26 protein-coding genes, 1 other RNA gene, 1 pseudogene and 1 riboswitch are annotated in these 26,883 nt (G+C 45.5%); all 28 genes and pseudogenes read left to right on the top strand.

The window, feature by feature from the left end:
• The first annotated feature begins 320 nt into the window (after positions 1-320).
• The 28 genes and pseudogenes from dnaG (at position 321) to I6E26_RS02145 (ending at position 26,781) form a co-directional block, all read left to right on the top strand.
• A complete protein-coding gene (gene dnaG, locus I6E26_RS02290) occupies positions 321-2,126 on the top strand; it encodes a DNA primase (RefSeq protein ID WP_235320207.1) in 1,806 nt (601 codons plus the stop codon).
• A gap of 50 nt (positions 2,127-2,176) precedes the next feature.
• Positions 2,177-3,676 carry an RNA polymerase sigma factor RpoD gene (gene rpoD / locus I6E26_RS11360; protein ID WP_419179900.1) on the top strand — a complete coding sequence of 500 codons (1,500 nt, stop codon included), beginning with the start codon at positions 2,177-2,179 and terminating at the stop codon, positions 3,674-3,676.
• A gap of 62 nt (positions 3,677-3,738) precedes the next feature.
• A complete protein-coding gene (locus tag I6E26_RS02270; RefSeq protein ID WP_235320206.1) occupies positions 3,739-4,416 on the top strand; it encodes a tRNA (adenine(22)-N(1))-methyltransferase in 678 nt (225 codons plus the stop codon).
• Complete coding sequence (locus I6E26_RS02265) at positions 4,413-5,213, top strand: Nif3-like dinuclear metal center hexameric protein (protein ID WP_235320205.1); 801 nt, start codon at positions 4,413-4,415, stop codon at positions 5,211-5,213. Before I6E26_RS02270 ends, I6E26_RS02265 begins: the two co-directional genes overlap by 4 nt.
• 87 nt (positions 5,214-5,300) lie before the next feature.
• Positions 5,301-5,669: RNase P RNA component class A (gene rnpB / locus I6E26_RS02260), an RNA gene on the top strand.
• A gap of 75 nt (positions 5,670-5,744) precedes the next feature.
• A riboswitch (cyclic di-AMP (ydaO/yuaA leader) is annotated at positions 5,745-5,942 on the top strand.
• Positions 5,943-5,980: 38 nt separating this feature from the next.
• Positions 5,981-6,613 carry a C40 family peptidase gene (locus I6E26_RS02255; protein WP_235320218.1) on the top strand — a complete coding sequence of 211 codons (633 nt, stop codon included), beginning with the start codon at positions 5,981-5,983 and terminating at the stop codon, positions 6,611-6,613.
• Between the two features lie 266 nt (positions 6,614-6,879).
• Complete coding sequence (locus I6E26_RS02250) at positions 6,880-7,248, top strand: dihydropteroate synthase (RefSeq protein WP_235320204.1); 369 nt, start codon at positions 6,880-6,882, stop codon at positions 7,246-7,248.
• 100 nt (positions 7,249-7,348) lie between these two features.
• Positions 7,349-7,711 (top strand): dihydroneopterin aldolase, encoded by a 363-nt coding sequence (folB, locus tag I6E26_RS02245; protein ID WP_235320203.1) that lies wholly within the window; start codon positions 7,349-7,351, stop codon positions 7,709-7,711.
• 150 nt (positions 7,712-7,861) lie between these two features.
• Positions 7,862-8,983, top strand: coding sequence for a DNA-processing protein DprA (dprA, locus tag I6E26_RS02240; RefSeq protein ID WP_235320202.1), 1,122 nt, complete (start codon positions 7,862-7,864; stop codon positions 8,981-8,983).
• Positions 8,980-11,313 (top strand): type I DNA topoisomerase, encoded by a 2,334-nt coding sequence (topA, locus tag I6E26_RS02235; protein ID WP_419179899.1) that lies wholly within the window; start codon positions 8,980-8,982, stop codon positions 11,311-11,313. Before dprA ends, topA begins: the two co-directional genes overlap by 4 nt.
• On the top strand, positions 11,306-12,622 hold the full coding sequence (gene trmFO / locus I6E26_RS02230) for a methylenetetrahydrofolate--tRNA-(uracil(54)-C(5))-methyltransferase (FADH(2)-oxidizing) TrmFO (protein ID WP_235320201.1): 1,317 nt from the start codon (positions 11,306-11,308) through the stop codon (positions 12,620-12,622). The genes topA and trmFO overlap by 8 nt, the downstream gene beginning before the upstream one ends.
• A gap of 13 nt (positions 12,623-12,635) precedes the next feature.
• The gene (gene hslV / locus I6E26_RS02225; RefSeq protein ID WP_235320200.1) at positions 12,636-13,178 is read left to right on the top strand and encodes an ATP-dependent protease subunit HslV; all 543 of its coding nucleotides are present in this window, start codon (positions 12,636-12,638) and stop codon (positions 13,176-13,178) included.
• Between the two features lie 15 nt (positions 13,179-13,193).
• Positions 13,194-14,591: an ATP-dependent protease ATPase subunit HslU gene (gene hslU / locus I6E26_RS02220; protein ID WP_235320216.1), complete on the top strand. Its 1,398-nt coding sequence runs from the start codon at positions 13,194-13,196 to the stop codon at positions 14,589-14,591.
• Positions 14,592-14,817: 226 nt separating this feature from the next.
• Positions 14,818-15,588, top strand: a pseudogene (gene codY / locus I6E26_RS02215) (GTP-sensing pleiotropic transcriptional regulator CodY); the annotation flags it as partial.
• A gap of 486 nt (positions 15,589-16,074) precedes the next feature.
• Positions 16,075-16,491, top strand: coding sequence for a flagellar basal body rod protein FlgB (flgB, locus tag I6E26_RS02210; protein WP_235320199.1), 417 nt, complete (start codon positions 16,075-16,077; stop codon positions 16,489-16,491).
• A gap of 27 nt (positions 16,492-16,518) precedes the next feature.
• Entirely contained in the window at positions 16,519-16,974 is a 456-nt protein-coding gene (flgC, locus tag I6E26_RS02205) for a flagellar basal body rod protein FlgC (RefSeq protein WP_235320198.1), read from the top strand.
• Positions 16,975-16,990: 16 nt separating this feature from the next.
• Positions 16,991-17,293 carry a flagellar hook-basal body complex protein FliE gene (gene fliE, locus I6E26_RS02200; protein WP_235320197.1) on the top strand — a complete coding sequence of 101 codons (303 nt, stop codon included), beginning with the start codon at positions 16,991-16,993 and terminating at the stop codon, positions 17,291-17,293.
• 48 nt (positions 17,294-17,341) lie between these two features.
• Positions 17,342-18,928 carry a flagellar basal-body MS-ring/collar protein FliF gene (gene fliF, locus I6E26_RS02195; protein WP_235320196.1) on the top strand — a complete coding sequence of 529 codons (1,587 nt, stop codon included), beginning with the start codon at positions 17,342-17,344 and terminating at the stop codon, positions 18,926-18,928.
• 11 nt (positions 18,929-18,939) lie between these two features.
• A complete protein-coding gene (gene fliG, locus I6E26_RS02190; RefSeq protein ID WP_268824757.1) occupies positions 18,940-19,953 on the top strand; it encodes a flagellar motor switch protein FliG in 1,014 nt (337 codons plus the stop codon).
• Positions 19,946-20,743: a FliH/SctL family protein gene (locus I6E26_RS02185; protein ID WP_235320195.1), complete on the top strand. Its 798-nt coding sequence runs from the start codon at positions 19,946-19,948 to the stop codon at positions 20,741-20,743. The genes fliG and I6E26_RS02185 overlap by 8 nt, the downstream gene beginning before the upstream one ends.
• The gene (gene fliI / locus I6E26_RS02180; RefSeq protein ID WP_235320194.1) at positions 20,743-22,056 is read left to right on the top strand and encodes a flagellar protein export ATPase FliI; all 1,314 of its coding nucleotides are present in this window, start codon (positions 20,743-20,745) and stop codon (positions 22,054-22,056) included. The genes I6E26_RS02185 and fliI overlap by 1 nt, the downstream gene beginning before the upstream one ends.
• A gap of 1 nt (position 22,057) precedes the next feature.
• A complete protein-coding gene (gene fliJ / locus I6E26_RS02175) occupies positions 22,058-22,510 on the top strand; it encodes a flagellar export protein FliJ (RefSeq protein WP_235320193.1) in 453 nt (150 codons plus the stop codon).
• Positions 22,511-22,545: 35 nt separating this feature from the next.
• On the top strand, positions 22,546-23,142 hold the full coding sequence (locus I6E26_RS02170; RefSeq protein ID WP_235320192.1) for a lytic transglycosylase domain-containing protein: 597 nt from the start codon (positions 22,546-22,548) through the stop codon (positions 23,140-23,142).
• 13 nt (positions 23,143-23,155) lie between these two features.
• Positions 23,156-23,761, top strand: coding sequence for a MotE family protein (locus I6E26_RS02165; protein WP_235320191.1), 606 nt, complete (start codon positions 23,156-23,158; stop codon positions 23,759-23,761).
• A 58-nt stretch (positions 23,762-23,819) separates the two neighbouring features.
• Positions 23,820-25,448, top strand: a complete 1,629-nt coding sequence (locus tag I6E26_RS02160) for a flagellar hook-length control protein FliK (RefSeq protein ID WP_235320190.1) — start codon at positions 23,820-23,822, stop codon at positions 25,446-25,448.
• Between the two features lie 24 nt (positions 25,449-25,472).
• Complete coding sequence (locus I6E26_RS02155; RefSeq protein ID WP_235320189.1) at positions 25,473-25,991, top strand: flagellar hook assembly protein FlgD; 519 nt, start codon at positions 25,473-25,475, stop codon at positions 25,989-25,991.
• Between the two features lie 20 nt (positions 25,992-26,011).
• Positions 26,012-26,404 carry a TIGR02530 family flagellar biosynthesis protein gene (locus I6E26_RS02150; protein WP_235320188.1) on the top strand — a complete coding sequence of 131 codons (393 nt, stop codon included), beginning with the start codon at positions 26,012-26,014 and terminating at the stop codon, positions 26,402-26,404.
• 182 nt (positions 26,405-26,586) lie between these two features.
• Positions 26,587-26,781, top strand: coding sequence for a flagellar FlbD family protein (locus tag I6E26_RS02145; RefSeq protein WP_235320187.1), 195 nt, complete (start codon positions 26,587-26,589; stop codon positions 26,779-26,781).
• The last annotated feature ends 102 nt before the right edge of the window (positions 26,782-26,883 follow it).

Here is a 26,883-nt window from a genome sequence, read left to right as displayed (position 1 = left end):
GTGCCTGTAAGGGTATATGCCATGCCGCAGTAAAGAGTATATGTATGCCATTATGCAAATAAGTCGTTGGCTCCACAAATCAGAATTTATGTGAGAGATTTTGTGAAGGCGAAATTTTTCAGATATAATTAAACATAAATAATGGGGCGGTTTTGGGTATATTGTGGTTGACTAAATGGTAATATTAGATTAAAATGAAAAAATGACAAAATTTATTTAAAGAGTTTTGTAAAAAAAGAGGATTTTTGATTTTTTGCTAGAATATAAGTCAATATGATAATCTATTTGTGCCTTTTTAGGGAAAGGTGGGAGGCTTTGCCATGTCGGAGCATGGAATCATAACTCGCGAATTTGCCGAGGAAGTGCGTTCAGCTGCAGATATTGTCAAGGTTATTTCCCGCTATGTAGCGCTGAAACGCAAGGGAGACAGATATTGGGGCTGTTGTCCGTTTCACAATGAAAAGACACCATCCTTTTCCGTAAAGCCGGACGATGGTTTCTTCTATTGCTTTGGCTGTCATGCCGGTGGCAATGTTTTCAAATTTGTTTCCTTATATGATAATATTCCCTATTATGAGGCTGTGGCTAGAATTGCCGAGGAACTGAACATTCCATTGCCTCAGAAAAAAATGTCCCCAGCTCAGATAGCCAGGGAGAAGCATATTGAAGATTTACGTCGTGTTAATCAGCTAGCAGGAAATTTCTTTCATAATTGTCTTACCATGACCAGGTACGGTCAAAAGGGACTGGCATATTTTCACCAGCGGGGGATTAATGAGGAGACAATCAAGGAATTTCAGCTAGGTTTTGCTCCAGATGCTTGGGATAAGCTATCCACTGCCTTTGTACAGAGGGATATTAGTCCAGAGCTGCTGGAGGAGTGTGATTTGTCCAGGCGCCGTCCTGATGGCAGTCTGTATGACAGATTTCACAATCGAGTAATGATTCCTATTCGGGATGAGCGAGGCAGGATTGTAGGCTTTGGGGGCAGAATCATAGAGGCTGCCCAGGAAAGGCAGGCCAAGTATCTCAATTCCAAGGAAACCATACTTTTTAACAAAAGGCAGTTGCTTTTCGGCCTGGACAAGGCACATCGTCAGATAGAAAAATCTGGCTTTGCCTTGGTGGTTGAGGGCTATATGGATGTTATATCGGTGTATGCTGCAGGTATCCACAATGTGGTGGCTTCTCTGGGTACAGCCTTTACCCAGGAACAGTGTAAAAAGCTGTTGCGGTATGCTCCGCAGATTTATTTTTGTTATGATAGCGATGCAGCTGGACAGCAGGCCATCTTTCGGGCTATTCAAGTAGCTCGGGAGCAGGAAAACGCCATTATCAAGGTGGTGCAGATGCCTGATGGCAAAGATCCCGATGAATATATAAGAAAGCATGGGCCAGAGGCCTTCATGACAGTCATCAAGGGAGCTGTGCCTATGGTGGAGTTTCAGTTGCAATATATTGTAAAGGATATGGATTTGAACAGTCTGGAAGGCAGATTGCAGGCCATGTCCAAAATTATCCCAGTGCTTCTAGGACTTAGAAATATGGCTCAGCGCAATGCCTATGTGGCTAGAGCTGCCCAGCTTCTGGGAGTGGCAGAAAACGAGCTGAGGGACGAATTGAATCGCCGTGGCCGCAATCAAGGAGGTTATCAGCCGGGAGCCGAAAGGCAGGCTATACGGGCGGTGCGCCGTCAGAATGAGGATGCCAATCGCAGAGCAGGCAGGGTGATTATTCGCGCTATTTGGCAGGAGCCAGCAGTGCTGGAGCATTTTGTATCTCAGGTGCCTATAGATGCAGTACCAGATAGCATTCAGGCTGGTATTCTGCGTCAAATGGCGATTTTTATCAAGCAAGGTACAACTATATCTGATGTAATGCAATTTGCCAGTCTAGGTGATGAGTCAGTAGAGGAAATTTCCAGAGCAATGGTAGAGGATACCGGCGGTCAGGATATGATGGATCTATATCAGGATTGCACCAGATTCCTGCGCAAACATTATCTCAAAACTCAGTTTGAAATACATCGGCTGCGAGCTGAGCAGCTTAGCCGGGAGGGAAGCTCAGAATTCCTGGAGGAATTGGAGCTTAGTCAGAAAATAAAAAACGAAATGGATGAATTATAAAGTGATAACCAGTTTAGAATTTTGTATGCTGGAGGAAGGGAGAATGCTCAATGGCTGATATCAAGGAAAAGAAGAGAAGCTCTAAATCCAGTGGCGCACCTAAAAAGACAGCTATCAAAAAGCAGGCTGTTGCCCAGGAGGCAGGCAATGAGGTAAAGCAGAGCCGTATGGTTATTGCCGACCTATTGGAAAAAGGAAAGCGCAACGGTGGCGTTCTAACCTATGGCGAGGTTGTTGAGGCCCTGCAGAAGCAGGATATTTCTCCAGACGAAATAGAGGCTCTGTTTGAGAATTTTGGTAAGAATGGTGTAGATATTTCTGATGATGCAGATTTGACTCCAGAGGATCTGGAAAAGGATGAGGAGCTGCAGGATGTAGAAGCAGATGTAGACCTTAGCGTTCCAGAGGGCATCAATATTGATGATCCAGTTAGAATGTATCTGAAGGAAATCGGTCGTGTGCCTTTGCTGACTGCCGAGGAAGAAATCCATCTGGCTACCAGCATGGAGGCTGGTGTGCGGGCAGAACGCCGGATTAAGGCAGATAAATATATCAAGGCTTATCAGAGAAATCCAGACAAGATTCTGACTGTAGGCAAGCTAAGCAAAAAGCTGGGTGTGGATAACAGCGTTGTAGCTGCTACCATGCTGCGGAATGATGCCATTGTCAATGCTCTGAAGGAGCAGTATGGCATTACAGAAAATCCAGAGGATTATGACAGCAAGGCTCATCGTCAGTATAATGCTGATTTGGAGGAGCTGGAGATTCCTTTGGTAACTGTTACCGAGGAGGAAATGAAGCAGCTGAAGCTGGATATTGAGGATGGTTCTGAGGCTCAGAAGCGTCTGGCTGAGGCCAATCTCCGCCTGGTAGTAAGTATTGCCAAGAGATATGTAGGCCGTGGTATGCTGTTCCTGGATTTGATTCAGGAGGGCAATCTTGGCCTGATTAAGGCTGTAGAAAAGTTTGACTACACCAAGGGCTATAAGTTTAGTACCTATGCTACCTGGTGGATTCGTCAGGCTATTACCCGTGCCATTGCGGATCAGGCTCGTACCATTAGAATTCCAGTTCATATGGTAGAGACAATTAACAAGCTGATTCGCGTTTCCAGACAGTTGCTGCAGCAGCTGGGCAGGGAACCAACCCCAGAGGAAATCGCCAAGGATATGGAGATTACTGTGGATAGGGTAAGGGAAATCATGAAGATTGCTCAGGAGCCTGTATCTCTGGAGACTCCTATTGGTGAGGAGGAGGACTCTCATCTGGGAGACTTTATTGAGGATCATGATGCACCAGCACCAGCAGAGGCAGCTTCTTATATGCTGCTGAAGGAGCAGCTGACGGATGTGCTTTCCACTCTTACCGAAAGAGAGAAGAAAGTACTAGAACTGCGTTTCGGTATTAAGGACGGTCGGGCTAGAACTTTGGAGGAGGTTGGCCAGAGCTTTGGTGTAACCAGAGAGCGTATCCGTCAGATTGAGGCCAAGGCCCTACGGAAGCTGCGCCATCCAAGCAGAAGCAAAAAGCTGAAGGATTTTCTTGACTAATAAATATATGAGGGCTGTCGTGAGGATACGGCAGCCCTTTTGTTTAGATAAGGAGGATATAGATGATTCTTGATGATAGATTGGAAGCGGTGGCTGGATTTGTGCCTGCTGATTGTAAGGTGGCGGACATTGGTACAGATCATGGCTATTTGGCTATGGAGCTGTACAAAAGGGATAAGAGAAGAACTGTTATTGCAGCAGATAAAAATGCCGGCCCTTGCCAGGCAGCCAGTCATACACTGGCTGAGGCTGGGTTAACAGAATGTATTCAAGTACGGCAGGGGGATGGACTAAAGGCGCTGGCTGTGGGAGAAGCTGATACTGTATGTATTGCTGGCATGGGAGGCAAGCTGATTAGCGATATTCTATCAGCAGAGCCAGAGGTGCTGGCTGGCTTAAGCTGTCTTGTGTTGCAGCCTCAGAATGCCTATAGCCTGCTGAGAAGATGGCTATATGAGCATAATTGGCATATTGTTGATGAGGCTTTGGCTCAGGTGGATGGCAGAGTATATCAGATTATCAAGGCAGAGAGAGGACAGGCAGAAATTCCTTCGGAATTAGCCTTGAAGCTGGGACCTGTGCTTTTGGAGAAAAGACCAGAACTATTTGCCAAGCATGTGGAGAACAATCTAATTTCCTGTCACAAGGTATTAACAGGTCTGCAGAAAAGCGCAGAACCTGATAGGGGAAGAATTCAGCAGATGGAGGCGGAAATCGCAGAGCTGGAGGGTTTGCTATGATGAAATGTCAGACTGTAATGGATATACTGGAGAGGCTGGCCCCTAAAAAAATGGCTGAGGACTGGGATAATCCCGGTCTTTTGGCAGGTTCTCCTCAGCAGGAGGTACACAAGGTGATGACCTGTTTGGATGTAAGTATTCCTGTGGTTGAGGCAGCCATTAAGGAATCAGTGGATATGATTGTGGCACATCACCCTATGATTTTCAAAGGAGTACGGCATCTAAGAACAGATTTGTATGATGGCAAAATGTTTCAGATGCTTTTAAGCCATAATATAGCTGTCTATGCGGCTCACACCAATCTGGATATTGCTGAGGGTGGTGTAAATGATGTACTGGCCCAGGCTGTAGGCTTGGAAAAAATAGAATCCTTTGTGATAACAGATGCAGAAAAGGGATTTTCCTTGGGGAGAATTGGCTACTTGCCACAGGTAAAATCATTGGATGAATTTGTTATGGATGTAAAAAAAGGCTTGCATATTAGCCATGTGCGAATTGTACGAGGTTCCAATAAGCCAGTGCGGAAAGTGGCTCTTTGCAGCGGTGCAGGTGCTGATTTTGTATCCAAGGCAGCCTTCAAGGGGGCAGATGTTTATCTTACTGGAGATGTAAAATATCATGAGGCTCAGGGAGCTGTGCAGCAGGGAATTAACCTTATAGATGCAGGACATTTTGGCACAGAATTTCCTGTGGTACAAGTATTGGCAGATTATTTAACCGCAGAAGCGGCCAAAATGAAGAAGGACTTAGAGGTTATCACGGATAATATTTCTCAGGATTTCTTTGAATTTTGTTAAATTTTAAGGAAATTTGTATGATAAATTTCATTTATTGAGTACGATGTTTGACACTAATAGTTGATTATGATATAATATTACCCGTTATGAGTGCGAAAGACAATCGCTGATACACTGGCTTGCCAGCTGTATTTGAGGAAAGTCCGGGCTCCACAGGGCAGTGTGCTGGATAACGTCCAGCGAGGGTGACCTTAGGGAAAGTGTCATAGAAAAGGAAACCGCCTAAGCAGGTTCGCCTGCCGGCAAGGATGGAAAGGCGTGGTAAGAGCACACCAGCAGCCAGGTGACTGGTTGGCTTGACAAACCCCACATGGAGCAAGACCAAATAGGGAAGGATACGAGGCGGCCCGCTGACCTTCCGGGTGTGTCGCTAGAGCTGTCAGGCAACTGGCAGTCCAGATAAATGATTGTCACCGCGGAAGCGGTACAGAACTCGGCTTATTGACCACTCATAATTTTTCTGTATAAAATTCGGCAAAAAGCAGGAATTTTTTCCTATATGTCGAATAATATTTTTGAATGGGTTTTATGTTACATAGAAAGCCTAATCCAGCCCAGGAGCGGGGGAACCAAATTATTAATTCTAGTGGACTCAATTTGAAAGTAGATTGAGAACATAAAGGTTATTGGGGTGAATTTAAACGCGGCGGCTTCGGCAAGACCGTAGAAAAGGGTATATCTCAACCCTAACCCGACAGCTAACCTCGTAGGCGAAAAGAGAGAGGAGTGTCTTTTTGGGTAGTTTTAAGCGTGTTTTGGTGCTATCCATGATTCTTGTGTCCTGTTTTGCTACGGTTGCTTTTGCATCAGCTTTCCGTATTGGTGATCAGGGCAGTGAGGTAGCGGAAATTCAGGGACAGTTGGCAAGTCTTGGCTACGATGTAGCAGCAGACGGGGATTTCGGTCCTGCCACAGCAGAGGCTATCAAGTCTTTCCAGAGTTCCAGAGGTTTGGATGCAGATGGTTTGGTAGGTCCTACCACCTATGCCGCCCTGATGGGGCGTTCCATGCCAGAGGTAAGCCGTGGTTCTAACTATATCTCCAGAAGAGTTATAGCTAATTCCATGAACTATATTGGTGTACCTTATGTATTCGGCGGAACATCTCCTAGTGGGTTTGACTGCTCCGGCTATGTCCGCTATGTATTTGCCAATGCTGGTATCTATCTGCCACGTACAGCAGATGCTCAGTATGAGGTAGGTACACCAATCTCTAGAGCAGAGCTGGTGCCAGGTGACCTGGTATTTTTCTCTACCTATGAGTATGGTCCATCCCATGTAGGTATCTATCTTGGTGATGGCAATTTCATTAATGCTTCCTCCAGCAGAGGTGTAGCAATAGATTCTCTGTATAGTGGTTATTGGGGGTCCTGCTATATCGGTGCACGTAGGGTGCTGTAATGTCACAATTTAAAAGGGGCTTTTCAGCCCCTTATTTTTTTGCCTTATTTTCAGGAAAAGCTTTTAGTCAAAATCTTGTCCCCTGCCTGTAGGCATGGTAGTGTCAATTAGTTGGTAAATAGGTCATCCCAAAAGGTATAGGCAATCATAATGATGCATAGTAAAAATAAAACCAGGTCACCCATGTTTTTCTGTCTCCAATCCTGTATAATAGAAAATGCTATAACATAGAAGATAATAGATATTATAATTCAAGGAGGGATATTATGCAAATTTGTCAAATAGACTGTTACCAGGATGCTGTAAAGCTTATGGAAGAAATCGGTGTTACCACTAGAGGTATTCAGCTGATGGCTCCTAAGGCGCTATTTATGCCTATTAGGTTGAAACAGGTGGATAGCAGGGCGGCCAATATATTAAAACAGACTATGCTAAGTCAAGGGGCTGAGGCGGCTGTATCTAGAGGCACAGTGAATCTGTCTGATACCCATACCGATGTGCTTATTCTGGCTAATGCAGCTCAATTACAAAGAGCTGTTCCTAGATTGAAAGAACAGCCCTGGGGACTAAAGGCCATAGCTTGCGAATTGGAGGCATTGCTGAAAAAGCAAAGTGACTTTGCGTATAGATTGTGATATTATAGATAAGTGGTATGGAGTTTAGGATTTCAATGCAAAATAGCAGGGAAGATCCGTTTATGAAATTTATTGCATTGACAAAACGAGAGGTGTTATTATGGCAAAAATCAGATTAGTAAATATGATGTTTTATGGCTTTCACGGAACCTATGAATACGAGCGTGAGCTGGGACAGAAGTTTTATTTTGATGTAGAGGCTGTTACTAAGGATGACAGTGTGGTGGAGGATGATGAAACCAATGATGGCGTACACTCCACATCTATTTATGCTGTAGTTAAGGAAAATGTGGAAAATAAGCGTTTTCATCACATGAGAGCCTTGGCTGGCCATATTGCAGATGTTATTCTGGCAGATTTTACTTCCTTGGCAGAGGTTACTGTTAAGGCTAGAAAGGCCAATGCTACTCTTACTGGCCCTATAGATTATATTGAGGTTGAGGTTACCCGGAAAGCAAAATAATATATTATATATAAATAAAGCTATTAATGGTTTTGCTGTTAATGGCTTTATTTTTTATGTTGATATTGCCTTTTAATCTAAAACATTGTAAGATAGCATAAGGGATATGACAGGTTAAATCTTTTATGCTTAGGGTTAAGGGGTGAATATATGGACAGATTTTATCTCGGTGTGCTGCAGGGATGTTCGCAACTGGGAGGAGCAATTATACGGCGTTTGGTCAGCCATTTTGGCAGTGGCAGGCAGGTTTGGCAGGTGCAGGCAGGGGAGTTGGCTGAAACAGGTTTGCTAAGGCCGGCTGTGCTGGAGGAATTTCTTTTGGCTCGTAAGGAAAGGCCGGATTGGCCCTTGGAGTTGGAGGAGATATGTCATAAAAGGCATATTCATTTAGTTATCAGAGAGAATGAAGCATATCCAGAGTTATTGAAGGAAATAGCCAATCCACCAGAGGTGCTTTTTTATAAGGGAAGTCTGCAAAATCATTTGCCTAGAATTGCTATGGTTGGAGCGCGGCGGGTTAGTGCCTATGGACGAAGTGTGGCTCAGCAGTTATCAGCTTCCTTAGCTCAGGCAGGCTTCTCTGTTGTTAGTGGTGCAGCTCTAGGGGTAGATGCCTGCTGTCATGAGGGGGCCTTGCAGAAGGGCACGACAGAGGCGGTGCTGGGCTGTGGCGTGGATGTGGTTTATCCTGCCAGTAATAGACATTTGCTAGCCCAGATTGAGGAAAGGGGAGCCATTATTTCTGAATATCTTCCTGGAGCTCAGCCTATAGCTGGTAATTTTCCTGCCCGTAATAGGATTATCAGTGGTATGTCTCTAGGGACAGTGGTGGTAGAGGCTGCGCAACGCAGTGGTTCTTTGATTACAGCGGAAATGGCTCTTAGTGAGGGGCGGGATGTTTTTGCTGTGCCAGGCAGTGTATTTTCCCCTGTTAGCAAGGGGTGTCATCGGTTGATTCAGCAGGGAGCGAAGCTAATAGTTGACAGTCATGATATTATTGAGGAGTACCCACAATTTGCAAAAAAACATACAAATACTAAAAATAATGATGAAAAAAATAAAACTCATGCTATAATAACGGAGACAGAAAAAAGAATTTTGCAAATTCTGTCTGTGGAAGAACCTTTGTCAGTAGATGAAGTAATTTACCGTCTGCATGGCACCAAGGTGGCCAATGCGGCGTTTATATTGTTACAACTGGAGCTAAAGGGATTGGCGCGATCGGATGACCTTCGCCGATACGTGCGGACTGTGAAGGAGGGCGTTTTGTGAGTGAAATAAAATCAACTGATACAAAAACAGCTACTAAAAAAACAACTGTGAAAAAGACTACAGCAAAAAAAACGACTACTAAGAAAACTGCTGCCAAGAAAAAGACATCTGCTATTGGCACTTTGGTTTTAGTAGAGTCTCCTACCAAGGCCAAGACCATAGAAAGATATTTGGGCAAGGGTTTTACAGTTAGAGCCTCTATGGGGCATTTGCGGGATTTGCCTAAGAGTCAATTTGGTATTGATGTAGAAAATAACTTTGCTCCCAAATATATTAATATTCGGGGCAAGGGTGATTTGATAAAATCCTTGAAGAAGGAAGCCGCCAAGGCGGATAAGGTTTATCTGGCCAGCGATCCCGACCGCGAAGGAGAGGCTATTGCCTGGCATTTGTCCCATCTTTTCGATATTGAGGAGGGTGCCCATTGTCGTATTGTATTTAATGAGATTACCAAGCCAGCGATTCAGGCAGCTATTAAGACTCCCCATCCCATTAATATAGATATGGTGGATGCTCAGCAGGCTCGCCGGATGCTGGATAGAATCGTAGGCTACAAGCTAAGTCCTTTGTTGTGGCGCAAGGTTCGCAAGGGGCTTAGTGCTGGCCGGGTGCAGTCTGTAACGGTACGATTGATTTGCGATAGAGAGAAGCAGATTCAGGATTTTGTATCCCAGGAATATTGGACTGTGGATATGAAGATGAAAAAGGGCAAAAGCAATCAGTTTAATGCAGAGCTAACAGTTTTGGCTGAGGATTTTGCCAATAGCTGCAGTAAAAGTGTAGATGCCGCAGGTAAAGAGCTGCCACCTATTAAAGGCTATAAACTTGGCCTTTATAATGAAGGGGATGCTAATAGAGCTTCTGAAGCAGTATCGGAGGGAATCTGGTCAGTGGCAGAGGTTAAGAAAAGACAGCGCAGCCGTAAGGCAGCAGCTCCTTTTACTACCTCCAGCTTGCAGCAGGACGCAGCAAGAAAGCTGGGGTTTACCTCCCGGAAAACCATGATGGTGGCCCAGCAGCTCTATGAAGGTATTGAATTGGGCCGTAAGGGAATGTCTGGTTTGATTACCTATATGCGAACTGATTCTACCCGTATTTCGGAAATGGCTCAGGCAGAGGCCAAGGCGTATATTGTAGAAAACTATGGTCAGGAGTATTATCCCGCCCAGGCTAATGTTTATGCTGCTGGCAAGAAGGCTCAGGATGCCCATGAGGCAATTAGGCCTACCAGTGTAGTTAATGCCCCAGCCACTATTGAGAAATATCTTAACAAGGATCAGTTCCGCCTGTATCAGCTTATTTGGCAGCGGTTTGTGGCTAGCCAGATGGTACCGGCTGTTTTTGATACCTTGTCTGTAAAGCTGAACAACGGTGGTTATGTGGCAGCAGCTAGAGGCTCCCAGTTGAAATTTGCAGGCTTCCAAAAGGTATATATCCTGGCGGAAAATGAAAGTGACAAGGATGTAAACCTGCCGGAGCTGGCAGAGGGTGATGAGCTTCGTTTAATGAAGGTAGTACCTAAGCAGCATTTTACAGAGCCGCCTCCAAGATACAATGATGCTTCTCTGGTTAAGCTGCTGGAGGAAAAGGGCATTGGTCGTCCAAGTACCTATGCCCCAATTATTGAAACTATTTTGGGCCGTGGCTATGTGGCCAGGGTGAGCAAGGCTTTTCAGCCTACTGAGCTGGGCTTTGTGGTAGTGGAGCTGTTGGAGGAATACTTCAAGGATATTGTGGACGAGAAGTTTACCGCTACTATGGAAAGCAAGCTGGATAGTATTGCTGGGGGACAGTTGGATAAGGACAAGCTGTTGGCAGATTTCTATGGCCCCTTTGCCGAAGAATTGGAAAAGGCGGAGGAGGCTATTGGTCATGTAGAGCTGCCTGTGGAGGTTTCTGATGTGCAGTGTGAGCTTTGCGGCCGCATGATGGTGGTGAAGCAGGGGCGATTTGGCAAATTCCTGGCCTGCCCTGGCTTCCCAGAGTGTAGAAATACCAAGCCTCTTTTGAAGGATACCGGCGTTAAATGTCCTAAATGCGATGGAACCATTGTGGAGCGCAAATCTCGTCGAGGCAGAAATTTCTTTGGCTGTAAGAATTATCCTGAGTGCGATTTTGTTACCTGGGATGTACCCCAAAAGGAACCATGTCCAAAATGCGGTGGTTTGCAGCTGAAGCATTTTTATCGTAATGGCAGGGCCTTGCTGTATTGCAATAACGATAACTGCGAAACTAGAATTAACCATCCAATTAATAAGGAATTGGCCAAGCAGCGGGAGAAGGCTGCCAAGGCCAAGGAGAAAGAGAGTGCAGAAAAATCTGATGAATAAAATTATAGTTGTAGGGGCAGGATTGGCTGGCAGTGAAGCAGCTTGGCAGGCAGCCCAGCGAGGGATTCCTGTGGATCTGTACGAAATGCGGCCTGTTAAGAATACTCCTGCTCACAAGACGGATCTATTTGGGGAGTTGGTTTGCAGCAACTCTCTACGGGGAGCTGGCTTGGAAAATGCTGTAGGTGTCCTTAAGGAGGAAATGCGCCGTCTTGGCTCAGTAGTAATGGAGGCAGCGGATGCCACCAAGGTTCCTGCAGGCGGTGCTTTGGCAGTAGACCGTTTAGGCTTTAGTCAGTATATTACTGATAAGGTTAGCAATCATCCTCTCATAAATGTGATTCATCAGGAGGTGGAGGCTATTCCTTATGAGGAGAATGCTGTAACTATTGTAGCCAGCGGCCCTTTAACAGCTGGTGCCTTGGCTGAGGATATTGGCAAGCTTATGGGACAGCAGTATTTGTATTTTTACGATGCAGCAGCTCCTATTGTTACTTTGGAGTCTGTGGATATGTCTACGGCTTGGAAGGCTTCCCGCTATGATAAGGGAGAGGCGGCCTATATTAATTGCCCTATGGACAAGGAACAGTATCAGCATTTCTGGCAGGAGCTGGTTAATGCGGAAAAGGCAGAAACCCACAGCTTTGAAAAGGAAATTTTCTTTGAGGGCTGTATGCCTGTGGAGGAAATGGCCTCTCGAGGGGAGGATACCCTGCTTTTTGGCCCCTTGAAGCCAGTGGGCTTGGTGAATCCTCATACTGGCAAGTTGGCCCATGCTGTGGTTCAGCTGCGGCAGGATAATGCAGAGGGAACCTTGTATAACATTGTGGGCTTTCAGACACATTTGAAATGGCCTGAGCAGAAACGGGTATTTGGGTTAATTCCTGGCCTGGAAAAGGCGGAATTTGTTCGCTACGGCGTTATGCATAGAAATACCTTTATTAATTCTCCTGAAACCATGAAGCCAACTATGGAATTTGGCGGAAGAGAGAATTTGCTTTTTGCTGGTCAGATGACTGGGGTGGAAGGCTATGTAGAGTCAGCCTCCTCCGGCCTGGTGGCTGGTATCAATGCTGCTAGATTGTGTCAGGGCTTGGAGCCGGTAGTTTTCCCTGCGGAAACTGCCCACGGTTCCTTGTGTCACTATATAACTACAGCTCCAGCTAGACATTTTCAGCCTATGAATGTAAACTTTGGCATTATGTCTCCTATCAAGGAGAAAATCAGAGACAAAAAGCTGAAAAAGCAGCGGATTGCTGAGAGAGCGCTGGTAATGCTGGAGGAGTTTAAGAATAAATACGAGCTTTAATAGGAGTTTTATTATGGAAAATCAGTTTCATGCTACCACGATTGTGGCTGTAAGAAAAAATGGCAAGGTGGCTATTGCTGGTGATGGCCAGGTTACCTTTGGCCAGAGCACTATTATGAAGGCAACAGCTAGAAAAATCAGAAAGCTGCATCATGGCAAGATTTTGGCCGGCTTTGCCGGATCTGTGGCAGATGCCTTTTCCTTGTTTGAGAAATTTGAGGCTAAACTGGAGGCCTACAATGGCAATTTGCAGCGGGCTTCAGTAGAGATGGCCAAGGATTGGCGCACAGATAGAGTGCTGCGGAAGCTGGAGGCTTTGCTGCTGGTGGCAGATGAAGAAAATATTCTCATGCTGTCTGGTAACGGCGAGGTTATTGAGCCTGATGGCGGTGTATGTGCTATTGGCTCTGGTGGTTTCTATGCTTTGTCTGCAGCTCGTGCTTTGGCAGAGCATACAGATATGGAGGCTAAAGATATTTGCGTGGAGGCTATGAAGATAGCCGCAGATATTTGTGTATTTACCAATCATAATATTCGTGTTGAAGAATTGGAATAATTTCCAAGAGGAGGAATAGTAGTGAACGAACAGACACCAAAGCAGATTGTGGAGGCCCTGGACAAATATATTGTAGGTCAGAAGGAAGCCAAGAGAGCTGTGGCAATTGCTCTCCGTAACAGATGGCGCAGCCGTCAGCTGGATAATATCAGCATGCAGGATGATATTGTACCGAAGAATATTCTTATGATTGGCTCTACTGGTGTAGGTAAAACTGAAATTGCCCGCCGTTTGGCCAAGCTGGTGGATGCACCTTTTATCAAGGTAGAGGCTACCAAGTTTACTGAGGTGGGCTATGTAGGCAGAGATGTAGAGTCTATCATTCGTGACTTGGCAGAGACTGCTGTCCGCATGGTGCGTCAGACTAGAATTAAATCTGTACAGGAAAAGGCCTTGGAAATGGCCCAGGAGCGCATTCTGGATGTGCTGGTGCCAGAGCCAAAGAAATCTGCTAATCCATTTGGTCAGCTTTTTGGCAATTTGGCCAATAATGAGGAGCAGGAGGAAAGCCAGACTGAGGAGCCTAAGCAGTATACTGCCGGCCGTGAATGGTGCCGCAAAAAGCTGGAGGCTGGTGAGTACGAGGACAAGGTTATTGAAATTGATGTAGAGGATACCAGCAAGCCAATGGTAGGTATGTTTGCTGGCTCCAGCCTGGAGGGCATGGGAGATAATCTGCAGGATATGATTGGCAATATGATGCCAAAGCGCCACAAGAAGCGGAAGGTAACTGTGGAGCAGGCTCGCAAGCTGTTCCAGCAGGAGGAAGCCATGAAGCTGGTGGATATGGAGGAAATTCAGGAAACTGCTGTAAAGCTGGCTGAAAATACCGGTATTGTTTTCCTGGATGAGATTGACAAGGTAGCTGTTAGTGGCAATACCAGTGGACATGATGTATCCAGAGAGGGCGTTCAGAGAGATATTCTGCCTATCGTAGAAGGCTCCACTGTTATGACTAAATATGGCCCAGTTAAGACAGACCATATTCTCTTTATTGCGGCGGGTGCTTTCCACACCTCTAAGCCATCTGATTTGATTCCTGAGTTGCAAGGACGTTTCCCAATTCGCGTTGAACTTAAATCCTTGAAAAAGGAGGATTTCAAGCGGATTTTGGTAGAGCCTCAGAATGCTCTTATTAAGCAGTACAAGGCCTTGATTGGCACAGAGGGCATTGAGCTGGAATTTGCGGAGGAGGCTATTGACCGTCTGGCTCAGTTGGCCTGTGATGTAAATGAGCAGAATGAAAACATTGGTGCCCGCCGTCTCCATACTTTGCTGGAGAAGCTTTTGGAGGAGTTGTCCTTCAATGCTCCCGATATGGAGGAAAAGCAGGTACTGGTGGATACGGAATATGTAAACAAGGCTCTGGAGGATATTGTGGTAAATCATGATTTGAGTCAGTTTATTCTGTAGTATTATTCCTATCTGTATCAAAAACAGAAGCAATTAAAAAAATACTATAACTTTTATAAGTTCGTAAATTTTTTTAGAAATAATCACAAAAAGTTGTGATTATTTCTTTTTTTATGATACAATGTAGTGAAGTGGAAGAAAATTGAAATTTATTCTGCCTATTGAACAAAGTTTTAACACAAAAAAATAAAATTGTAATAAGAATGAATTGAAGGAGGAAGTGTATATGTCAACACTTTTGGAGCGTACTAGAAAAATAAACCGGGTACTTCAGCGTTTTCACAATGTGGACTATAAGGAAATGGCCACCGTACTGAGCAATGTTATAGATGCTAATATTTATATTGTTGATACAACAGGCCTTATATATGGCTGTGCTTTTTTGGATGATTTTGAATGCGATGTTATGCTGGAGCATGTAGTTGTGCCCGGCCGGTTCCCCAAGCATTATGTTAACTGGTTGAAGAAAATTGATGAAACCTCTGCCAACCTTCGTTCCAAGAGTGGCACCTGTGCTTTTGGTGAGGAAAATACCATGTGCAAATTCGATGGTAAAAATACCACTATTGTACCTATCTATGGTGTAGGTGAGCGGATTGGCACCTTGATAGTGGCTAAATACAATGTGGATTTCTCTGATGATGATTTGCTGCTGGCAGAATATGGCGCTGCTGTAGTAGGTATGGAGATGCTGCATGATAGAGCCCGCCGTACTCAGGAGGAGAGCCAGAAGATTGAAACTGTCCGCATGGCTTTGGGGACATTGTCTATCTCCGAGGGCCAGGCTACCATTGCTATTTTCCGCAAGCTGAAGCGAAAGGATGGCCCGGTTAATGCCTCTAAGATTGCTTACATGCTGACTATTACCCGCTCTGTTATTGTTAATGCTTTGAGAAAGCTGGAATCTGCCGGTGTGGTTGAGCCAAAATCCCAGGGTATGAAGGGAACCCATATTAAGGTTCTCAATGAATATCTGTGGAACGGCGTAGAGGAGCTGGCTCAAGAGACAGAGATGCATATTGATGATATTTTTGCCGAATATGGCCGCAAACTGGTAAAGCAGTATGTGGAGCAGCATGCTGAGGAGCATGGTGTAGCCGATAATCCAGCAGCTATAAAAGAAAGAATCAACCAGATTTGTGCTGGTATTGACGGGCTGGATATAGATGTGGTGGATATAACCGATATTGATTTTGACAGAGGCTTCAAGGTATATGCTGAGGAGCAGCAGCAATCTGTAGCTGATGTAAATCCTGCTGAAATGCTGGCATGGTACATTCGCAAGTACATGAAAAAATAAATAACTAAAATTAGGCTGTGATGAAGTATAAAAAATGTTTTATCACAGCTTTTTATTTGCAACTTTTGCACTATTTTTTTCCATATGAAATTATTATGAAAAAAATACTTCTTAATTTATAGAAAAAATGCTAAAATATAGGGAGATATGAACATTTTACTTAAGATGAGGAAGTGGGTATTCATGCTGGATCAGATTTTGAATTCACCATCATTTAATTATATGCAGCGTGGCATGGAGGCTGCTAACCTTCGTCAGGAGGTTATTAGCAACAATATTGCTAACGTTAATACTCCCCATTTCAAGCGCAGTGATGTGGTGTTTGAAACCTTGCTGGCCAAGGAATTGGGTATGGGCGAGGATAAAAATAAGCTAAAAATGGTGAGAACCAGAGATAAGCATTTGCCGCAGGCTATGAGCAGTAAGGCAAAGGCAGCAATTCATCTGGATGATACTACCACCATGCGGGTGGATGGCAATAATGTAGATATTGATTTTGAAATGGCGGATTTGGCCAAGAATCAGATTTACTACAACGCTATGGCCAAGAAGCTAGGTGGCTATATTCAGGGTGTAAAGAATGTCATAAGCAGTAAATAAGCTGATATATAGATTGGAGAAAGTGCAATGAGTATGTTTGGCGGTATTGACGCGGCAGCCTCTGGATTGACAGCAGAGCGTCTGAGAATGGATGTAATATCCAATAATATAGCAAATGTCAACTCTACAAGAACTGTGGATGGAGGCCCTTTCAAGCGTAAATATGTTATTTTTCAGCCAAGAGAGGCGGAGAAAAACAGTTTTTCAGCTATGCTGGATGGAGCAATGAATAAGGGTGGCAAAAACAGAGCCGGCGATGGTGTTAGAGCCATAGGTATTGGTACTGATGACAGCATGGGCAAGCTGGTCTATGATCCTGGTCATCCTGATGCTAACGCAGATGGCTATGTGGAGCTTCCTAATGTGGATATTGTTACCGAGATGGTTGATATGATTACAGCTTCCAGAGCTTATGAGGCTAATGTGACGACTATTAATGCAGCCAAGAGTATGGCTCAGCAGGCATTGAATATCAGCAAGTAATAAATGAGGTGAAATAATGGAGATAGAAGCATTACAGATGACTCCGGTGAAAATGCAGGCAGAAAGCCATTTGGGTGAGGACGAGCCAGCCCAGACAGTGCCGGCCTTTGGCGAATATCTGAAAAATGCTTTAGGTGAGGTAAACAGCCTGCAGAAGGAGTCAGACAATATGAGTAAGGCTCTGGCAGCAGGACAGGTTGAGGATATATCACAGGTAGTGATTGCTGCGGAAAAGGCAGATATTGCTCTGCAGCTGACACTGGCCGTACGCAATAAAGCGGTAGAGGCCTATCAGGAAATCATGCGTATGCAGGTTTGATAGTTTGTAATTGATGAGATTTATACTGCATAGCAAGGGGATTTTGTGATGGGTGATTTAAAGGAAAAATATCTGCAGCTATGGGGCAGATTGACAAAAAAGCAGCATTATATGGCTATCGGCGGTGTGGTACTGCTGCTGATAGTTATTTTGGCTGCCAGTTTTTCCCTAGGCAGCAAGCCAGATATGGTACCGTTGTTTACTAATATGGAAACCAAGGACGCAGGCGAGGTAGCTGCCAAGCTAAAGGAGTCCAAGGTAAATTATGAAGTTCAGGAAACCAAACAGGGAACCACGATACTGGTGCCTTCGGCCAATGTCCATGAGGCTAGACTGAATCTGGCCACCGAGGGATTGCCTCGGGGCAACAAGGGCTTTGAAATATTCGATGATAGCAAGCTGGGGGTAACAGAATTCCAGAACAAGGTGAATTATCTGCAGGCCCTGCAGGGTGAGCTGACTCGTACTATTGAACAGATTGAGGCTGTAGAAAAGGCAAGAGTACATATTGTTTTGCCAGAGGACAGCCTGTACAAGAAGAATGAAAAGCCAGCTACTGCTTCCATTATGTTGAAGCTGAAGCCTAATCAGCAGCTGAATAAAAAGGAAGTTAAGGGTATTGTGAATCTGGCTTCCCGCAGTGTACAGGGATTGGTGCCAGAGAATATTACCGTAGTGGATGAAACTGGCAAGATTCTCAATGATCCAGATGAGGATGAGGATAATGTAAGCATCAAGACCATGACTCAACTGGATATGACTCGCAAGGTTCAGGAACGGATGCAGAAGGACGTACAGTCCATGCTGGATCAGGCCATAGGCGTGGGACATTCCTATGTGCGGGTAAATGTGGAGCTGGATTTCGATCAGCGTCAGACTGATACTCAGACCTATACACCGGTGGTGGATGATTCTGGTATCATTCGCAGTGAGCAGACTATTAATGAGTCCTATAATGGCACCTCCAATTCACCAGGAGGCCCAGCTGGAGTACAGTCCAATGTACCTGGCTATGTGGCTCAGAACAATAATAGCAATGCTAATTACTCTAAGAAAGAAAGCACCAAGAATTATGAGATTAATGAGGCCAAGGAAAAGACAGTGGCTTCTCCAGGTTCTATTAAGCGTGTAAATATTGCGGTTTTGGTTAATGAGGATATTACTCAGGCACAGCAGGAAAGCATTCAGCGTTCTGTGGCTTCTGCTGTGGGCATTAACGCAGACCGTGGTGATACTGTATCTGTTGAGCCGTTGCCATTCAGCACTGAGGCTGCTGATAAACAGGCAGCAGAGGAGCAGGCCGCCAAGGATGCAGCTAATTTGAAGATTGCCCTGATTGTAGCAGCTATTCTGCTGTTGATAGGCGGCATAGCTGGTTACTTCTACTGGAAGCGTAAGAAGCGTCTGGAGGCTGAGGCCGAGGCTGCCCGTTTGGCAGAGGAAGAGGCTGAGCTGGAGAGACAGCGTGCTGAGGAGGCCCGTGCTGCTATGCTGGAGAATGGCGAGATAGAGCCTGAGGAAATGACTCAGGAGGAGCAGGAGCATCTGTCAGAGCGTCAGACTATTGAGGAACTTATCCGCAATAAGCCTGCTGAAATGGCAATGCTGGTTAAGACCTGGTTGTCGGAGGACTAAAAATTATGGATATGTATGGTGATGAGCCGGAGCTGAACAATCAGCAAAAGGCAGCAATATTATTTATCGTACTGGGACCTGAATATTCCTCCATGTTATTCAAGCATATGAATGACGAGGAAATAGAAAAGGTGACTCTGGAGATTGCCAACCACAAGCAGGTTACACCTGAGGAAAAGAAGGCAGTTATTTCAGAATTTTATCAGATGGCTATGGCCAAGAATTATCTGTCCCAGGGTGGGTTGGAATATGCCCAGAGCATTTTGGAAAAGGCTTTGGGTGCAGACAGGGCAACTACTATTATCAGTAGGCTGACTACCAGCCTGCAGGTACGTCCTTTTGATTTCCTGCACAAGACGGATCCAGCTCAGCTGTTGAACTTTATACAGAATGAGCATCCTCAGACCATCGCCTTGATAATGGCCTATTTGGACCCAGATCAGGCTGCTACGATTCTTACATCTTTGCCACAGGATAGACAGGCCGAGGTAGCTAAGCGTATAGCGGTTATGGATAGAACTTCTCCGGAGGTACTGAGAGAGGTAGAGCGAGTGCTGGAGCGGAAGCTGTCTGCTCTGGTTACACAGAATTTCAGCGATGCAGGCGGCGTAAAGGCCATCGTAGAGGTACTGAACCGTGTGGATCGTACTACGGAGAAATCCATTATCGAGAATTTGGAAGTGGACAATCCAGAGCTTACAGAAGAAATCAAGAAGCTCATGTTTGTATTCGAGGATATCGTTATGCTGGACGACAGAAGTCTCCAGATGGTACTCCGAGAGGTGGATACCAAGGATTTGTCCCTGGCTTTGAAGGCAACCAACAAGGAAGTTGCCGACAAGATTTACAAGAATATGTCCAAGCGTGCTGGCGATATGCTTCGTGAGGAAATTGAATACATGGGCCCTGTAAAGATAAGGGATGTTGAGGACGCTCAGCAGAAGATTGTAAATGTTATCAGAGCACTGGAGGATAAGGGCGAGATTGTAGTCTCCAGAGGAAAGGGTGACGAAATGATTGTCTAGGGTAATAAAGGGTGCCATCTATAATGATGAGCCAAAGTTTGTAGCTGTACCTACGATGGTGGTTTCCGCCAATGAGGAGGGAGCCCAGGCAGAGGAAGAGCTGATGACACCTGAGGCCCAGGAGCATATGCTGGCAGAAATCCGTCACAAGGAGGCCAAGGCCAGTCAGCTTCTAAAGGATGCCCAGATTCAGGCAGAGATTGTTCGTCAGGAGGCCAAGGCAGAGGCAGATAAGCTGATGCTGGATACTCAGGATAAGGTAGCCTCTCTTCAGGAGGAGGCTAAAAAGCAAGGCTATGAGCAGGGATTGGCAGAGGGCCGGGAGACTGGTGCTCAGCAGATTCGAGAGGAGCAGCATCAGATCTTGGTGGATGCCAATGCTGGAGCAGAACGGCTTCTCAAGGAGGCTCAAACAGCCTGTCAGGATTATGTTACTTCGGCAGAAAATACCATTGCTGAAATGGTATTGAAGATTGCCAATAAGATTTTGCCTCGCCACTTTATAGATGTGCCTCAGATGATTCTGCCTTTGGTACAGGAAGCTATACAAAAGGTAAAGGATCAGCCTAAGGTTGTGGTCAAGGTGGCTCCAGAGGCGTATGAGCTGGTAATGATGGCCCAGTCAGAGCTGCAGGCCCAGCTGGAGGGCAGCGGGCAGCTGGAGGTTCAATCAGATGGTTCTCTGAAAGCAGGGGATTGTTTGGTGGAATCCCCTAATGGTGTAGTGGATGCAGGCGTAGCGACTCAGCTGCGGCTGGTGGAACAGGCAGTTAGGAATGTAATGAAATAATGGATATAAACATCAATCTGGAAAAATTCAATACTGCTATAGACCATTGCAAGTCTATGAATATGATAGGCAAGGTTGTCCAGATTGTTGGTCTGGTTATCGAATGTAACGGCCCAAATGTCAGCATGGGAGAGCTGTGCTATGTACACTCCCACTTTGAGGATGTGGAGCCTCTGCCAGCAGAGGTGGTAGGCTTCCGAGAGGGATATGTGCTGCTGATGCCTTTGGGGGAAACCAAGGGGATTGGTCCAGGCTGTCAGGTGGTTTCTGCCCAGAAGGTGCTGCAGGTCAAGGTTGGGCCAGAGCTTTTGGGAAGGGTTATAGATGGCTTGGGGAACCCTATAGATGGTAAGGGACCTATTCTTTGTCAGAAGGAATATCCTATTCAGGCTGATCCGCCAGCTCCTTTGGAAAGACCTGTTATCAAGGATTCTCTTTATGTAGGAGTTAGAGCCATTGATGGACTGATTACTATGGGACAGGGACAGCGTATTGGTATTATGGCAGGCAGCGGCGTAGGTAAATCCACATTGCTGAGTATGATTGCCAGAAATACTGAAGCAGATATTAGCGTTATTGCTCTGGTAGGAGAGCGAGGTCGTGAGGTAAAGGAATTTATCGAGCGGGATTTGGGGGAGGAAGGCTTGAAGCGTTCTGTGGTGGTAGTAGCTACCTCAGATAAGCCAGCCCTGGTTCGTATCAAGGGTGCTTTGACGGCTACAGCTATAGCGGAGTATTTCCGGGATAGAGGCCGCAAGGTAGTTTTGATGATGGACTCAGTTACCCGCTTTGCTATGGCCCAGCGTGAGGTCGGGTTGACGGTAGGGGAACCACCTGCTACCAGAGGTTATACCCCATCAGTTTTTGCTCTTTTGCCAAGATTGCTAGAGAGAGCTGGCACCAGTGCTAAGGGCTCCATTACTGGTATTTATACCGTTCTGGTTGATGGCGATGATATGAATGAGCCTATTGCAGATGCGGTGCGTAGTATTTTGGATGGACATATTGTGTTGTCCAGAAATATTGCAGCTCAGAATCATTTTCCAGCTATTGATGTATTGGCCAGCGTTAGCCGAGTTATGTCGGCAGTGGTACCCAAGGAGCATATGGAGGCCAATCGTAAGCTGAGAGCTTTGATGGCAGTGTACAAGGAGGCTGAGGATTTGATACACATAGGAGCCTATGTAAAGGGATCAAGTCCTAAGATTGATGAGGCTGTACAGAAGATTGATGCCATAAATGATTTCCTGTGTCAGGGTGTATTTGAGGTTCAAAGCTTCGAGGAAACCATCCAGAGGCTGGAAGGTATATAGCATGAAGAAATTTCGTTTTAAGTTGGAGACACTGTTAAAGGTGACAAGAATGAATAAGGAAAAGGCTCAGGTTGCCCTGGCAACAGCCACCAAAGAGGTGGAGGAGGCCAGAGCTGTTCTGCAGGTGTATCTGCAGGAAATGGCTCAGGGGCATAGGGATTATGATGAGCTGACCGGAGAGGGCAAAACCATTAGCCTGGGACGTCTTATGACCTTTAACAGCTTCTTCAACTGGAAGCGAGAGCAGATTGAAGCTCAGCAGCATACTATTATGGAAAAGCAGGCTGTCAGACAGCAAAAGATGCATGAGCTGATAGCTGTTATGAATAAGCTGAAAAGCATAGAGCAGCTGCGGGAGAAAAGATTGCAGCAGTATATGAGCGAGGCTTTGCAGGAGGAGCAGAAGCAGCTGGATGAGATAGGCGGACAGTTATTTTTCCGCAATCGCAGCTAGACTGTGGAGCCTGAAAAAATGGGAAGTGAATTTATATGATGCAGATAGAAGGTTTGAATAGCATAATACATCGTATTGACGAGCTAAATATGCGGTTTGGTATAAATACAGCCGCCAACTATCAAGAAAATGTAAATAAAACTGCCGCAACAGGCGGTGTTGAGCAGGAAAAGCCTCAACGGCTGGAGAATGGCAGCTTTGCTACCGAGCTGGATAAGGCTATGAGCATGGAATCCAGAGGGGCAGTGGGGCTGAATATTTCTGGCGATACAAACAGCCTGATTAAGGAGGCTGCAGCTAGATATCAGGTAGATCCAAGATTGGTGGCTGCAGTGGCTCAGACAGAGTCTGGTGGCAATCAGGAGGCGGTTTCTCCTGCCGGCGCAGTGGGAGTTATGCAGCTGATGCCTGAGACGGCAGCAGGACTGGGGGTAAATCCCTATGACAAGCGTCAAAATATTGAGGGGGGCGCCAAATACCTCAGACAGATGATGGATACCTTTGGCGGCGATGTGCAGAAGGCTGTAGCAGCTTATAATGCTGGTCCCCAGGCTGTAAAGGAATATAATGGTATCCCGCCTTATAGAGAAACACAGGATTATGTTAATAAGGTATTGGATATTTATCGTTAATTAGGGTGGTAGAATGGCAAGTAAGGATAATACAGAGCAGGAGCCAGTACAAAAGCAAAGTTGGCTGAAGAAATTTGGTAAAGGGTTTTTGCTGTTGGTGCTGGTTATAGCGGGATTTTTCTTAGGTATTTACCTGCAGATTTTTGATTCTGGTGAAATGAATAAAAAGCTGGGGCTGTATAATATGCCGGTTGTAGGTCAGTTCTTTGCCAAGCCAGTGGATGAAGCCTCTTCCGTACCGGATGAAAAGGATGTACAGGAAACAGCCAATGCTAAGAAGGATAGTGAAAAATCCAAGCCTGTGAAGCTTACGCAGAAGGAAATCGACAAGCTAACCAAGCAGAGACAGGCGGATGAAAAAAAGCGTGTGTCCAAATTGGCGAGATTGTATAATGAGATGAAGCCGGCAGATGCAGCAAAGATTTTGGAAACTATGGATAATGATATTGTCATTGCCATTTTCCAGCGCATGGATGAGTCTCAGGTTTCTCAAATTTTGACGGAATTTGATCCTGATAGAGCAGCCACAATTTCCAAGATTATGTATGTAGGTGCTCCCAAGAGAGTACAGCAGGTAACCAATGAAAATGGTGCAGTTCAGCAGCAACAGTTGCAATAGGATAGCGTATTAAGCACTTGTGCTTAGATATACGATATTATTGAAGGGAGGTGAAATTATGAGTAATAACGTCAATGTTTTTTCCCTTAATGCAGGCAGCAGCAAGGAAGCTGTCAAGGTTAATTCCAAAGCTAGCACCAGAACTGCGAAAACCAAGCAGGAGAATTTCTCTCAGACCTTGGATCAGGCTCAGCAGGCCAGTAACAAGAATGATGTAAGCAAGGATGCTGATTACACCAAGACTGACAGTAATGCACAGGGTAAGGCTGTTGATACAGCAGATACCCAGAGCAAGGCTCAGGAGACCTCTGAAGCAAGCCAGCCGCAGGGGGAAAAGCCACAGACCAAGGCCCAGGACAAGGCTAAGGGAGAAGTGGAGGCCCAGATTAATCAACAGACTCAGGGAACTCAGCAGAATCCTCAGGCAGCTGCTTTGTTGGCAGCAGAAGCCCAGGCATCCTTGGTGCAGGATATACCTATGGCAGAGCTAAATACCTATTTCAAGGGTGATACCAGATTGCAGACTGTTCAGGAAAATGTTCAGGGACAGTTGGCAGGTGACGAGGCTCTGGCAGAAATATTACAGCAGACCAATCAGCAGGAGAATCCAGTGGAGAGTCTTCAGCCTGTACAGATGGTGGAGCAGGTTCAGAAGGTAGAGACTGTAGCAGTAACTGCTGAGCAGCCAGTAAAGGCTCAGGAAAGCTATACACCTAATGATATTGCAGCCTTGTTGGGCAGTAAGCCAGCCCAGAATAAGGATAATACAGGTAATGTGGTAGTACAGCAGTCTCAGCAGGTTAAAAACCAGCAAATGCTGAATCTTTTGGCTGGACAGCAGGGAGCTTACACCCCTCAGCCAGCAGTACAGCAGGTTCAGGAGGTTCAGGAGGATGGAGTTTCCATGACTCAGTTGGCTAATCTGACAGATGGACTGGAGTTTGTTGAATCCGAAGGCCAGCTGCAGCAGAATATGCCTGTTATGAATGGCCAGCAGTCTATGACTAATGGTCAGGGACAACAGCAGGGCAGTCAGCTTCAGGGAGAGGCCAGCTTCGATGTGGTTGTACCAAGTCAACAGGATGGTAAGAATGTAGAGAATGATTCTGTAGCTAATCAGGGCCTGAGCTTCCAGCAGAATTTGGACAATCAGATTGGTGCTAATCAGAAGGTGGAGGGCAATGCTGCTCAGACCAATCAGGCCAGAGAAACCTACAATGTGCCTCAGCAGATTGTAGAACAGGCCAAGCTTCTGCAGAGGGGCACAGACAGTCAGATGATTATCAAGCTGAATCCAGAGCATCTAGGACAGCTTAGTCTAAAGGTGTCTGTTAATGGTAATGGCGGTGTAACTGCTACATTCCATACAGATAATGCCCAGGTAAGAGCTATTCTGGAGACAACCATGACTCAGCTTAGACAGCAGTTGGATGAGCAGGGTATCAAGGTGGATAATGTGGAGGTACATACTGGCTTGCCAGATGGACAACTGCCACAGGATCAGGGACAGCAGGGCTTCTACCAGGATCAGGGACAGCAGGTACGCAGCCGCCAGACAGATTTGCAGGACTTTGAGGAGTCCAGTGAGAATCTGGCAGCAGAGCTGGAAAACAGCCAGGAAAATCAGGATGTAGTTCTGGACAGTCAGGGCAACCAGATTTCCCGAGGTGTAGATTACAGTGTATAATGTAATGAGAAAGGAGGATGTGATATGGCAAGTTCTTCTCTGAATACCATAACAGTTGATGGCGTTACTTATGATTATGATCAGTATATGGCAAAACAGAACGCTAACAAAACTGCTAATTCTGATTACATCAGCAAGGATACTTTCTTGACATTGCTGGTAAAGCAGATGCAGTATCAGGATCCATTAGATCCAATGGATAACGGCGAGTATCTTTCTCAGCTGGCTCAGTTCTCCGCTTTGGAGCAGATGACAGAGGTAGCCGGTGGACTTACCAAGGTAAATACCTTGATCGAGAATATGGATACTTCTTTGTTGGTGGGACAGCTTACCAGCATGATTGACAAAACTGTGCAGTGGACTACCACTAACAGTGATGGCAGCACTACTACCCATGAGGGTAAAGCCAAAAGCGTAAGTATCTCTGATGGTTCACCATCCTTGATGGTAGAAACAGAGATAGTAGATGCAAGCGGCAACAAGGTCAAGGCCTTGACCAAGGTTGATATTTCTACTCTTACCCGCATTGGGGAAGGAGCATAAGCTTTAAGGAGGCAAGTGGGATGTCAAATTCAGGAATTATTTTTCCGGGGCAGCCTGTTTTGCCTGTGGAAAAATCCGGTTTTGGACAAAAAATTAGCAGAGAGAATACAGCTATTGCAGGTGCTTCCTTTGCGGATATTTTGCAAAAGGCTTCCCGGAAGGTCAGCTTTTCCAATCACGCTTTGCAGCGACTGGAAAGCCGGCAGCTGGATTTGAGTCAGGAGGATTTGCAGAAGCTGGATGATGCTGTTGATAAGATGGCCCAAAAGGGAGCCAGAGAGTCACTGATTTATATGAATGATATGGCTTTTGTGGTAAGTGTGGCCAACCGAACTGTGATTACTGCCATGGATGGCAAAAGCGCTAGGGAAAATATTTTTACCAATATAGACAGTGCGGCGATTCTTTCATAGGCTGGACTGTACAGGGAGCCTTGTCCCGTGGAATGACTGAAGTGGGGCAGGGAATGGCCAATGACTATAGAGGTACAATGTACTCTCGCAGGATAAGGGCCTGATGGATATCCATCGGGCTTTTGCCTGAGAGTAAGGGATTAGCATCAAAGATGATGTATATTATTGAGGAGGAAAGAACCATGATCAAACTTACAAAATTTAATTCCGATGGCAAAAAAGGAGAATTCATCCTCAATGCGGAAATTATTGAGACTATGGAGGAAACTCCTGATACAGTTATAACCCTGACAAATGGCAAGAAGCTTATCGTACAGGATAGAATGGAGGATATTGTCAGGAAGGTTATGGTATATAAGCGAGCTCTGTATAAATAAAAAATAGAGCTGGTATCTAGTGCAAATTACCCTTTTCTGATAAGTTTTTATAAGAAAGGTTGTAATTTAGTAGAATATTGGTAAAATATTAAATGTGAATAT

It is taken from the genome of Anaerovibrio lipolyticus (assembly GCF_021531495.1).
Lineage (GTDB): Bacteria > Bacillota > Negativicutes > Selenomonadales > Selenomonadaceae > Anaerovibrio.
The sequence above is the reverse complement of the archived record's forward strand: the minus strand, read 5'-3'. Positions and strand labels throughout refer to the sequence as shown.

Coding starts and splice junctions, on each gene's coding strand:
- I6E26_RS02270 (WP_235320206.1), top strand. CDS start 3,739: ATGATTCTTGATGATAGATTGGAAGCGGTGGCTGGATTTGTGCCTGCT.
- dnaG (WP_235320207.1), top strand. CDS start 321: ATGTCGGAGCATGGAATCATAACTCGCGAATTTGCCGAGGAAGTGCGT.
- rpoD (WP_419179900.1), top strand. CDS start 2,177: ATGGCTGATATCAAGGAAAAGAAGAGAAGCTCTAAATCCAGTGGCGCA.
- I6E26_RS02155 (WP_235320189.1), top strand. CDS start 25,473: ATGGCAAGTTCTTCTCTGAATACCATAACAGTTGATGGCGTTACTTAT.
- I6E26_RS02255 (WP_235320218.1), top strand. CDS start 5,981: ATGATTCTTGTGTCCTGTTTTGCTACGGTTGCTTTTGCATCAGCTTTC.
- I6E26_RS02150 (WP_235320188.1), top strand. CDS start 26,012: ATGTCAAATTCAGGAATTATTTTTCCGGGGCAGCCTGTTTTGCCTGTG.
- I6E26_RS02170 (WP_235320192.1), top strand. CDS start 22,546: ATGATGCAGATAGAAGGTTTGAATAGCATAATACATCGTATTGACGAG.
- I6E26_RS02160 (WP_235320190.1), top strand. CDS start 23,820: ATGAGTAATAACGTCAATGTTTTTTCCCTTAATGCAGGCAGCAGCAAG.
- flgC (WP_235320198.1), top strand. CDS start 16,519: ATGAGTATGTTTGGCGGTATTGACGCGGCAGCCTCTGGATTGACAGCA.
- I6E26_RS02250 (WP_235320204.1), top strand. CDS start 6,880: ATGCAAATTTGTCAAATAGACTGTTACCAGGATGCTGTAAAGCTTATG.
- fliG (WP_268824757.1), top strand. CDS start 18,940: ATGTATGGTGATGAGCCGGAGCTGAACAATCAGCAAAAGGCAGCAATA.
- I6E26_RS02145 (WP_235320187.1), top strand. CDS start 26,587: ATGATCAAACTTACAAAATTTAATTCCGATGGCAAAAAAGGAGAATTC.
- I6E26_RS02265 (WP_235320205.1), top strand. CDS start 4,413: ATGATGAAATGTCAGACTGTAATGGATATACTGGAGAGGCTGGCCCCT.
- folB (WP_235320203.1), top strand. CDS start 7,349: ATGGCAAAAATCAGATTAGTAAATATGATGTTTTATGGCTTTCACGGA.
- flgB (WP_235320199.1), top strand. CDS start 16,075: ATGCTGGATCAGATTTTGAATTCACCATCATTTAATTATATGCAGCGT.
- I6E26_RS02165 (WP_235320191.1), top strand. CDS start 23,156: ATGGCAAGTAAGGATAATACAGAGCAGGAGCCAGTACAAAAGCAAAGT.
- fliE (WP_235320197.1), top strand. CDS start 16,991: ATGGAGATAGAAGCATTACAGATGACTCCGGTGAAAATGCAGGCAGAA.
- hslV (WP_235320200.1), top strand. CDS start 12,636: ATGGAAAATCAGTTTCATGCTACCACGATTGTGGCTGTAAGAAAAAAT.
- fliJ (WP_235320193.1), top strand. CDS start 22,058: ATGAAGAAATTTCGTTTTAAGTTGGAGACACTGTTAAAGGTGACAAGA.
- trmFO (WP_235320201.1), top strand. CDS start 11,306: ATGAATAAAATTATAGTTGTAGGGGCAGGATTGGCTGGCAGTGAAGCA.
- fliI (WP_235320194.1), top strand. CDS start 20,743: ATGGATATAAACATCAATCTGGAAAAATTCAATACTGCTATAGACCAT.
- dprA (WP_235320202.1), top strand. CDS start 7,862: ATGGACAGATTTTATCTCGGTGTGCTGCAGGGATGTTCGCAACTGGGA.
- fliF (WP_235320196.1), top strand. CDS start 17,342: ATGGGTGATTTAAAGGAAAAATATCTGCAGCTATGGGGCAGATTGACA.